Source organism: Streptomyces sp. SID1328 (genome assembly GCF_009865595.1).
Taxonomy (GTDB): domain Bacteria; phylum Actinomycetota; class Actinomycetes; order Streptomycetales; family Streptomycetaceae; genus Streptomyces; species Streptomyces griseoluteus.
This window is the reverse complement of record NZ_WWKH01000883.1, coordinates 1-6,062: the sequence shown is the minus strand read 5'-3', so window position 1 is coordinate 6,062 and position 6,062 is coordinate 1. Positions and strand designations below refer to the sequence as shown.

8 protein-coding genes are annotated in these 6,062 nt (G+C 72.8%); 4 read left to right on the top strand and 4 right to left on the bottom strand.

Features of this window, described 5'->3' with window-relative positions; translation table 11 throughout:
• Positions 1 to 766 (bottom strand): NAD(P)H-binding protein (locus tag GT030_RS28475; protein WP_161203543.1); only part of this gene is annotated, 766 nt, incomplete at its 3' end.
• A gap of 195 nt (positions 767 to 961) precedes the next feature.
• Here GT030_RS28475 and GT030_RS35875 point away from each other — a divergent pair.
• Complete coding sequence (locus GT030_RS35875; protein WP_165425585.1) at positions 962 to 1,129, top strand: hypothetical protein; 168 nt, start codon at positions 962 to 964, stop codon at positions 1,127 to 1,129.
• Here GT030_RS35875 and GT030_RS28470 read toward each other — a convergent pair.
• Positions 1,126 to 2,229 (bottom strand): acyl-CoA dehydrogenase family protein, encoded by a 1,104-nt coding sequence (locus GT030_RS28470; RefSeq protein WP_161203542.1) that lies wholly within the window; start codon positions 2,227 to 2,229, stop codon positions 1,126 to 1,128. The genes GT030_RS35875 and GT030_RS28470 overlap by 4 nt on opposite strands.
• 53 nt (positions 2,230 to 2,282) lie before the next feature.
• On the opposite strand from GT030_RS28470, the gene GT030_RS28465 reads away from it, so the two are divergent.
• The 3 genes from GT030_RS28465 to GT030_RS28455 all read left to right on the top strand — a co-directional run bounded on the left by GT030_RS28465 (position 2,283) and on the right by GT030_RS28455 (position 4,788).
• A complete protein-coding gene (locus tag GT030_RS28465; RefSeq protein ID WP_161203541.1) occupies positions 2,283 to 3,191 on the top strand; it encodes an aldo/keto reductase in 909 nt (302 codons plus the stop codon).
• A gap of 95 nt (positions 3,192 to 3,286) precedes the next feature.
• A complete protein-coding gene (locus GT030_RS28460; protein WP_161203540.1) occupies positions 3,287 to 3,682 on the top strand; it encodes a VOC family protein in 396 nt (131 codons plus the stop codon).
• A 35-nt stretch (positions 3,683 to 3,717) separates the two neighbouring features.
• Positions 3,718 to 4,788: an adenosine deaminase gene (locus GT030_RS28455; RefSeq protein ID WP_161203539.1), complete on the top strand. Its 1,071-nt coding sequence runs from the start codon at positions 3,718 to 3,720 to the stop codon at positions 4,786 to 4,788.
• On the opposite strand, the gene GT030_RS28450 is transcribed toward GT030_RS28455, so the two are convergent.
• Both GT030_RS28450 and GT030_RS28445 read right to left on the bottom strand, forming a co-directional pair.
• Positions 4,770 to 5,285, bottom strand: coding sequence for a DUF664 domain-containing protein (locus tag GT030_RS28450; RefSeq protein WP_161203538.1), 516 nt, complete (start codon positions 5,283 to 5,285; stop codon positions 4,770 to 4,772). The genes GT030_RS28455 and GT030_RS28450 overlap by 19 nt on opposite strands.
• Positions 5,286 to 5,330: 45 nt before the next feature.
• Positions 5,331 to 6,062: LysR substrate-binding domain-containing protein (locus GT030_RS28445; RefSeq protein ID WP_161203537.1), on the bottom strand; the 732-nt coding region annotated here is incomplete at its 5' end.

Genomic DNA, 6,062 nt, shown 5'->3' with positions numbered 1-6,062 from the left:
TGGACAGACCCGGCGTGAGCATCGGCACGGACAGGATGAACCGGTGCGGCAGATGGGCGAGCTGGGCGTACCTCAGCATCATCTCCCGGTACGTCAGTGTGTCCGGGCCGCCGATGTCGAAGGTCCGGTTCACGTCCTCGGGCAACCGCGCGGAGCCCACCAGCAGCCGCAGCACGTCCTCGACACCGATCGGCTGGATACGGGTCTGCACCCAGCTCGGCGTCACCATCACCGGCAGCCGCTCGGTGAGGTAGCGCAGCATCTCGAAGGAGGCCGAGCCGGAGCCGATGATCACCGCCGCGCGCAGGACGGCCGTCGGCACCCCGGACTCCAGGAGGATGTGGCCGACCTCAGCCCGCGAGCGCAGGTGCGGGGACAGCTCCTGCTCCGGCACCCCGGCCGGGGTCAGCCCGCCGAGGTACACGATCCGGCGCACCCCGGCCGCCTTCGCCTGCTCGCCGAAGTACCGGGCCGCGCGCCGGTCGGTCTCCTCGAAGTCGTCTCCGCTGGCGAGCGCGTGCACCAGGTAGTACGCCACGTCGACGTCCCGCATCGCCTCGGCCAGCGAGTCGGGGTCCGTCACATCACCCCGCACCACCTCCACGTCACCGGCCCACGGCAGGTCGCGCAGCTTGCTCGGGGTACGGGCCAGACAGCGCACCCGGTGTCCGGCGGCGAGCAGTTCCGGCACGAGCCTGCCCCCGATGTAGCCGGTGGCACCGCTCACCAGGCAGCGCAGTTCGCCCGCGGGCTCGTCGTCGTTCATCGTTTCCGGCTCCTCGGCATCGGTGTTCGCCCGTGGTCCGCCACGGCCTCCCGGTGATCCCTTCCCGCCCGGCGCCACAAGTGGATGCGGTTGTGCCGGACGGCGTACAACGGCATGTCCGTGCGTTGGCCGGGCAACCGATGAGCTACAGGTTCCGTGTCCCGTCCGAACCTTCCGCCGGAGGTGTCCGCCGCCATGAATTCGACAGTGCTGGAGCGTTTCCCCGCAGGCTCACCGCGCGGCTCCTGGCCCGCCGAGGAGTACGCCGCCGCCCGCCGGGCCGAGGGTGAACCCGCGACGGTGGTCATGGACCTCAAGTCGGACGCTTTCCTGGTCGTGGTCGAGGGCCGCACGGACGACTAGGGCCCTTCTTCCGGATCAGGCCGGCTCGTGACGTCCCCGCGACTCCGGCAGGATCCAAAAGAGAGGCCCTGGGGCCCGAGCGCCTCCAGATGAGCCTTCCGGGTCTCCGCCGTCTGACCCTGGATCAGCAGGAACATCCCCTCGCGGGCGAGGCGCTGGGCCTTGGACGTGAGGGACATCGAGCGGCCGCCCCCTGCTACGACCGCAGCCGTGGTGGCGGTGTTCAGCGCCGCGTACGCCTCCGCCCGTACCGCCAGGCGTTGTGCCACCCGCTCCAGCGGGGCCGGGTGGTCGGCCAGGGCGTAGGCGCGGGTGCGGACGTCCGCCACATGGCTTCGTAGCGGGGCTGCCGTCTTCTCGTCCAGCAGGGACAGGGCCGCCGAGGCGATGCCGAAGACCGCCGGGTTGGTGTTCAGGGTCTTCGCCCGGTCGGTGGGCGCCCACTGGGCGTACGGGATGCGCAGGGCCACCGAGTCGCCGGGAACGCGCAGGCCGTCCAGCTCCAGGGAGACCGTGTGCGCGGCGGTCAGGGCGGCCAGACGCAGGGGGTCGGAGGGCCGCAGACCCGGTTGGTCGCGGGCGTCCACGAAGGCGAACACCGCCTCGTCGTCCTCCGTCAGGCCGGCCAGGAGGAGTACGTCGTTCAGGCCCCAGCCGGTGTACCAGGGGACCGTGCCGTCGAAGCGCCAGCCCGTGCCGTCGTGGTGGGCCCGTACGGGTGCCGCGGGGTGGGCGCGCAGTTGCGCGTACGCCACGCCGGACAGCAGCTCGCCGCGGGCCAGCGGGCCCAGCAGGCGCTCGCGGGCGGCCGGTTCGCCGCGCGCGAGGACCTGGACCGGGGTGTGGTGCTGCGACTGGACGAACCAGGTGGAGCCGCACGCGGCCGCCAGGATCTCCGAGACCTCCCGCACCACGGCGGGCGGCGCCGCCGAGCCGCCGTACTCGGCGGGTGCCGTCAGGCCCAGCAGCCCGGACCGCTTCACGGCCTCGATGTGGCTCGCCGGCACGCCCTCCTGGTCCACCCGCTCCGCCTCGGGCTCCAGCAGCTCGGCGGCGAGCAGACGGGCGCGGGCGACGAGCGGGTGATCGGTGATCGTCATGCGTCCCTTCCTACCCCGGCCGCACCGCCCGGCATCCGTGGCACACTCCGCAGATGACCACTGAAGCGATCACCGCGGCAGCCTCCGGCACCCTCACCCTCGGCGACCTCACCGTCCACCGTCTCGGCCTCGGCGCGATGCGGCTGACCGGCAACGCCGCCTTCCACCTGGGCACCCCCAGCGACCGGGCCCCATCGCTGGCCGTCCTGCGCCGGGCCGTGGAACTCGGGGTGAACCACATCGACACCGCCGCCTTCTACTTCTCCTCCCTGCGTTCCGCCAACGAACTGATCAACAGCGCCCTCGCCCCCTACGCCGACGACCTGGTCATCGCCACCAAGGTCGGGCCCTTCCGCGAGCAGGACGGCTCCTGGGGCACCGCCGCCCGCCCCGACCAGCTGCGCGGCCACGTCGAGGAGAACCTCCGCCAGCTCGGCCGCGACCACCTCGACCTGGTGTACCTGCGCCGGATGCGGCAGGACTCCGTCGCCGAACACTTCGGCGCCCTCGCCGAGCTGCGGGAGGAGGGCCTGATCCGGCACCTGGGCATCTCGGCGATCGAACCCCGCCACCTCGACGAGGCGCTGGCCATCGCACCGGTGGTCGCCGTGCAGAACCGGTACGGGCTCGACACCCCCGGCCCCGAGGGGAAGGAACTGCTCAAGCTGTGCGGGGAGCGCGGCATCGCCTTCGTCCCGTTCTACTCCGTCGCCGGGGAGACCGGCGAACGGGGCATGCACGAGCGGGTCGCGGCCGAAGCGGACGCCGTGGTCGCGGAGATCGCAGAGACGCACGGCGTCAGCCCCACCCAGATCCGGATCGCCTGGACCCTCCACCAGGGCCCGCACGTCCTTGCCATCCCCGGCACCGGCGACCCCGCCCATCTGACGCAGAACGTCGCGGCGGGCGCCCTGAAGCTCACCGACGGCGAACTCGGCCGCCTGAACGCCTTCCACCAGTAGCGGAGCACCCCGCCGGTCCCCTCTCAGGGGGGACTGGCGCCCCGGTAGTTTTACGTATAACCTCTCCCGCTAACCACCCCCACCGGAAGGCTCCGATGCGCCGCGTTGCCCTGGTCACCCTCGTCGTGGACGACTACGACGACGCCATCCGCTTCTACACCGAGGCCCTGGGTTTCCGGCTGGCCGAGGACGAGCCCCGCCCGGACGGCTCCCGGTGGGTCGTGGTGGAACCCGGCGCCGAAGAGGGCAGTGGAACCGGCCTGCTGCTCGCCCGCGCGAAGGACGACGGCCAGCGCGCCCGCGTCGGCGACCAGACCGGCGGCCGCGTCGGCTTCTTCCTGCACACCGACGACTTCGCCCGCGACCACGCCCGCATGACCGCTCACGGGGTGACCTTCCTGGAGGACCCCCGCCACGAGCCCTACGGCACGGTCGCCGTCTTCCAGGACCTCTACGGCAACCGCTGGGACCTGCTCCAGCCCGCCGCCTGAATCCCCATCCGCACGATCCGCCGAGGAAGCACGCCATGACCGCGCCCCGCATCGACACCGAGACCCTCCGCCGGCTCCCCAAGGCCGTCCTGCACGACCACCTCGACGGCGGCCTGCGTCCCGCCACCGTCATCGAACTCGCGGCCGCGGTCGGCCACACCCTGCCCACCACCGACCCCGACGAACTGGCCGCCTGGTACGTCGAGGCCGCGGGCTCCGGCGACCTGGTCCGCTACATAGGCACCTTCGAGCACACCCTCGCCGTGATGCAGACCCGCGAGGGCCTGCTGCGCGTGGCCGAGGAGTACGTGCTCGACCTCGCCGCCGACGGCGTGGTCTACGCCGAGGTGCGCTACGCCCCCGAGCTGAACACCCGCGCGGGGCTGACTCTGGCCGAGGTCGTGGAGACCGTGCAGGAGGGCCTCGCGGCCGGCATGGCCAAGGCGGCCGCCGCCGGGACGCCGGTACGCGTCGGCACCCTGCTGTGCGGCATGCGGATGTTCGACCGGGTCGGCGAGGCCGCCGAACTGGCCGTCGCCTACCGCGACGCCGGGGTCGTCGGCTTCGACATCGCCGGCGCCGAGGACGGCTTCCCGCCCGCCGACCACCTGGCCGCCTTCGAGCACCTGCGCGCCGAGAGCGTGCCGTTCACCATCCACGCGGGCGAGGCGTACGGCCTGCCCAGCATCCACCAGGCCGTCCAGGTGTGCGGCGCCCAGCGCCTCGGGCACGGCGTCCGCATCACCGAGGACATCGTCGACGGCAAGCTCGGCCGCCTCGCCGGCTGGGTCCGCGACCGCCGGATCGCCCTGGAGATGTGCCCCACCTCCAACCTCCAGACCGGCTGCGCCGCCTCCATCGCCGAGCACCCCATCACCGCGCTGAAGGACCTCGGCTTCCGGGTCACCCTCAACACCGACAACCGCCTGGTCTCCGGTACCACCATGACCCGCGAGATGGCGCTGCTGGTCGAGGACGCGGGCTGGACGGCGAAGGACCTGCGCACGGTCACCGTCAACGCGGTCAAGAGCGCCTTCCTCCCGTTCGACGAGCGCAAGGCGCTCATCGAGGACGTCATCCTGCCGGGTTACGCCGAAGCGCTCTGAAGCAGCCCCTTGACGTAGGCGGCCTGTCCGACGTGCTGGAGATCGTCGGACAGGACGCTCACCAGGCGTACGCCCAGCGTGACCGGGGGCTCCCAGCGCTCGTCCACGACCCGCTCCAGGTCCTTGGCGGCCAGCGTCCGCAGCACGCCGATGGTCTGGTCGTGCACCGCGTCGTAGTACCCGGCCAGCAGCACCGTGGAGGGGACCCGCACCTTCGCGGCCTGCTCGGGGGTGTGGCCGTAGCCGGTGTCGTGGTGCGGCAGCTCCAGGTCGAAGCGGTCGGCCCAGTCCCGCGCCAGCCACACCTGGTCCAGCCCGAAGGCGTCCGCGATGTGGTCGTCCTGCACCCGGCTCAGGTGCCACAGCAGCCAGGCGATGGAGTTCGCGCCGGGCGCGGGGGAGCGGTCCAGGTCGTCCGCGCCGAGTCCGTCGAGCACGGTGTGGACTTCTTCCCGGATACGGTCGTAGCCCTCGATGAGGATCTCCTTCGCGTACATGCTCCCACCCTCGCGCATCCCCGCCCCCGGCGCGAGAGCGTGGGGTCACCCGGGTTCGCCGGGTTCCGCCCGGGGCGTGCCGAGCAGGGCGATCAGGGCGCGGGCGGCCGGGCTGGTGGCGCGCTCCGGGGGCAGCAGGGCCACCGTCTCGTAGGCGGCCTCGTCGACCCCCTTGAGGGGGAGGGCGGTGAGCGAGGTCCGCTTGTGCCGGAAGTGCCGGGGGACGACCGCGATGCCGAGGTTCTCGTCCACCAGGTCCAGCAGGCTGTGCACGTCGTTGACCTCCAGGGCGACCGTACGGCGCACCCCGGCCGCGGCGAACGCGGCGTCCGTGGCCCGGCGAGGCCCCCAGTCCGGGTGGAAGTCGACGAACACCTCACCGGCCAGGGCGGTGGGATCCGGTACCGCGCCCAGTTCGGCGAGCCGGTGCTCCGGGTGGCACAGCACGGTCATCGGCTCGCTGGTCAGCGGCACCGAGCGCAACTGGTCGCCGTCGGCCGGGACGCGGTAGGCGAAGGCCAGGTCCAGCCGGCCCGCCGACACCCCCTCCGCCAGCGCGCCCGAACCGCTCTGCCGCAGCCGGATCTCCACGTCCGGGTGCTCCCGCCGGAAGGCGGCCAGCAGCCCCGCCACATGCACCCCGGCGATGCACTGCTCGGCGCCCAGCGCCAGCGTGCCGCGCAGCACCCCCTGCACCGCGGCCACCGCCTCGTGCGCGGAACGCACCTGCGCGAGGATGCGTTCGGCCTCCACCAGCAGCGCCCGCCCGGCCTCCGT